Genomic DNA, 4,260 nt, shown 5'->3' on the forward strand with positions numbered 1-4,260 from the left:
GGTATATGGGTATATACCGGTATGCCGGGCGTATATAAAAAGTTTAATAGACACTCAGCCAATGCAACGGATTAAGGGTGTGGCTCAAACAGGTCTTCGACCTGTTTTTTCGTCTGCAACCCATGATCGATTTTCCCACTCTCTAGGTGTGTATAAGTTTGGACAGGAGATGTATAGAAGCCTGGCCCAAAAGACGCATGAATATGTGAAGCGCATATGCTGCGAAAGATGGAAGCTTGTGCCTGAGAAAGAGGAAGAGCTTCTCGAAAAGCTGAAGTGCTGCCTGGGGCACTGGAGCACTCTTTTGGACATTGGCTGTCTGCTCCACGACATCGGTCATCCTGTGCAGTCCCACGGATTTGAATTTCTGTACGATGACCCTTACCTGGATCTGCGCTACGACAGACAGGAAACAGTCATCATCGGCGACGGCATGGCGGGGGAGGAAGAGGCTAGGGTCTACGATATACTCCAGAAAATTGTGTCCCAGATGCAAAAAGAGCTGAAGGGAAATCTGGGCAAGGATTTGCTCCAGGCGTTCCGAGAAACGGGAGACCTGCAAAGCCAGAATTTTACTGGAAGCATCCCGGGGAACCCCCATGAGCGTATGAGTGCGTACTATATTTTTCAGGATCAGGAGCTCCGGGCCTCTGTGGAGGAATTGGTGCGGGCCTCCCGGGATCGTATGGGGCTGGAGCCGCTTCCCAGGGAGGTCGCCCTGGACCTGTGCTTTATCGCCCGCATGATCATCGGCTGGGAATACCCAGTGGCAAGACAGCTGGAATTTAACATGGAGGCGTTTTTTTACAGCATCCAAAACTGCGTGATCCATATTCTGAATGGGCCGATCGATGCCGATGGCATTGATTATCTAATGCGCAACTCCTATGCCGCCGGATACGATACAAGCCGTGTTGATAGCGTGCGCCTTTGCAATGCCTATACGGTTTACGAAGAGAACTATGTGCTGTTCCCCGCCTTTTCCAAAAGCGCCCTGAGTATTTTAGAGGGCTACATGTCCGCGCGTAATTTTGAGCCCAAATGGCTGTATAGCCACCATAAGGTGGTGTACGCAGACCTGCTTACAAAGCAATTTTATAAGTATACGACCCGCTATATGACAGATTGTATCATGCTCCTGCCGTCGGTAAAGCGATTTTTGAGCCATGCGTCCAGTTCTGCTATCGTCTGTGAAGGGACGTGGAATTATGGAAGCGACCTGCTGCTCCAGAAACAGCAGGATACGTTCCATTTGGACGCAAGAGCCGCCCTCCGCGCCCATATGGAGAACTGGAGCTACCCGTTTTATACCTATCTGTTGGCACCCTGCCGCAGATATAATGTTCAGTCCCAGTATTTTTGCCGTTCAGCTGACGCGGATTTGGACGCGCTTTTCCATTGGATGTGCAGTGAGCTAGCCCAGTACAAAGGCGAAAGCCCCCGCCAAAAGTACGAGAGCTATATAAAAAGCCTGAAATCCGGTGTGCTGGACCGGCTGCCGGAGGAGTTTTGGGAAAAGGTTTCTCAGCAGGATCTGCGCATCCTGCTGGCAGAAAACTGTCTGCTGGAACTGGAAGACGACGGCGGGAACGCCTCCTCGATCTTAAAAGATTGGATTCCGTTTGGCTGCTGCCAGACGGCGATTCGCCGGGCAAGACGGCTACCTCAATGTCCGTCCCCCCTGATTGAACTACTTACAACTGTCAAGAAAACAGCAGGGAATTCAAAGACCTGGAAACGCACGCTGCTGCGCTTGTGGCTGGAACGGTATGAGCCTCTGCTTTCTGAAACGGATTTTACTGATTTGCTCCAGCTTTCGGAGGAGTACCAAACCCGGCGCTTCCGCAGCAGCTTGTGGAAGTCCCAGGCGGAGTACCAGTTGTTTCTGAAGGACTGTGCCAAGGCACTGGGGGGGACCTCGAACGATGTGGACCGTTATATGACGGTACTGATCACTGAGGGTATGGATAAGCGTGGGTTTTCTATTTTTGAAGGCAAGCCGATTAAGCCAACCCCGTTCTATGAGGAACAATTTTATTATCTGCCGCCCATGCAGAAGGGAAACCGTCAACAGATGGCGAAATTGGTTGAGCTGTTTGTGAACCGATCCGGGGAAACCGATCGAAAATCCATTGTGGAGAAATGGGCCGCCCGCATTTTTGCTGAGACCGAGCAGTACAATTTTTCCCGGAACAACCTGACGGTGAAATTCTGCGGCATTAAGTCCAAGCGCTTCAACAAAATCAAGCTGCTTTTTGGCGAGCGGGTCGTGCCGCTGGAAGACATATTCCCATATCATAAAAGTGATGGCCGATTTCCATACTTTTATTACAACGCTGGGGCTAATCCCGGGGTCAGCGGTATTCCCAGTCTGTTTCAAGAGGAATTCCTTGCTTTTTGCAGGGAGTACCGGGAAAACGAAGCGAGGAGTGAAACATCAAACTTGAGTTCGTCTCATATGTTCCGCGATGCGGTTTACGGAGATGTGAAAATGGCAGATCCGTTCTATGCCGTCGTATGTACCAGGGAGTTCCAGCGGCTGGGTAGGATCCGCCAGTTGGCAACGGCGGACCGCAGCTTCCCAAACGCCACCCATACCCGTTTGGCCCATTCGCTTGGGACGTGGTATGTGATGGGAATGATCCTGGACCATTTTAAAGAGCTTTATAAAAACAACCCGCAGCTGAATTTTACCGAGGAAGACCGCAACTGCGCCCTTCTGGCCGCCCTGCTGCATGACTTGGGGCACGGCCCCTACTCCCATACCGTTGAGACGGTTTTTGGCCTGGATCACGAAAAAATGACGCGCAGGATTATCCTGGACCCGGGCACAGCGGTGCACCGGGTCATCGTGAACCGTTTCGGCCCGATGATGCCGGAGCGTGTATGCCGACTGCTGGACAGCTCCGTTTCCCCTGAGGGGACCAACGGGATCGATCTGATCTACCACAGCGTAATCAGTGGGCAGCTGGACGCGGACCGCATCGATTATCTCCTGAGGGACAACACCGCCTGCGGTATGGCGTTTGGCCACATCGACATTCAACAGCTGGTTACCTCCATGCGCCTGATGCCGGATTATGAGACGAGTCAGGAGACCGGCAACTACCGGCTATGCTTTGACGACCGATATCTGCCCGCTATTGAGCAATTCATCTATGCCCGGTATCAGATGTATAAGAATGTCTATCATAATTCCCGCAAGCAGCTTTTCGAACAAATCTTTGACCGACTGTTTCGGCAGGCGTTTTTGCTGCTGGATGCGATTAGGCCGGATGATACCTTCGCGGTTTTGAGGCGGATCCGGGACGGGGAGGACTTTTCCGTCTCTGAGTATATCAGCTTGGACGACGAGGCAGTGAATGCGCTGTTGAAAAAGTGGGCGGACGGGACTGTCCTGCGGGATGGAGACTGGCCCCAGGAACAGAAAAACCGTGCCAAAGTAGTACAACTGCTTTCTCAGGCCTTCCTTTACCGGATCCCTCTGTTTGAGCAGATTGAACTGGGGGGACAGCGGCGGCAGTATGACCTGCTGGCAAAGCGGGTCGGCAAGCAGTTGGGGAAGAACTGGATCACCTTTCCCGTGCCCGGCGGCAACAAGGACCAGGTCGATACCTGCGCGTTTATCTATATTCAGGGTAGTGACTGCGCGTATAAGACCCACGACCCGGAAACCGGCTCTAGGAAGGATATTATTCTGCGCAGCATAGACAACGGCACCACCCGCAATTACGCGCAACAGTCTATGTTTCGCGGCGCGCAGGGCACGGCGCAAGGCAGTATTCTAGAGACGGACTATTGCTGTTTGTTCTTTAGCAGGGAGCTGTTGAAGGAGGAGTGTAAAATGCGCGAAGAATCCGACCAGACGATAAACGCGGTGAATCAAACTGTGGAGTCCGCCAAGCCGAGAAAGCACATAGAGATTGAAAAGAAATTCTACTGCACGGGCGGGCAATTGGAGCAGGCGGAACAGTATCTGGACCAAAAATATCCGAAGGCTGTGAAAATCCAAAAGGCCCAGACAGATACCTATTTTGACTGTGCGGCGGATGGACAAACTTGGGTTTTGTTTGATAACCAGTTTAGCTTCCGCTGCCGGGAAAAGGGAGAAAGCTACACCTTTACCGTGAAAATCCCCACTGACAGCCTCAATTACCGCTCGTCCTCCCAGTTTGCGCGGCACGAGCACGAATTTGTCTCAAATGCGCCGGATATTACAGGGGAGGTGTGGCAGTTTCTGATCGATACGCTGGATTTATG

1 protein-coding gene is annotated in these 4,260 nt (G+C 52.2%); it reads left to right on the forward strand.

The window, feature by feature from the left end:
• Positions 1 to 61: 61 nt before the first annotated feature.
• Positions 62 to 4,260 (forward strand): HD domain-containing protein (locus tag JX325_RS13150; protein ID WP_204791558.1); only part of this gene is annotated, 4,199 nt, incomplete at its 3' end.

Origin of the sequence: Oscillibacter sp. CU971 (genome assembly GCF_905219725.1) — a bacterium.
Classification (GTDB): Bacteria; Bacillota; Clostridia; order Oscillospirales; family Oscillospiraceae; genus Oscillibacter.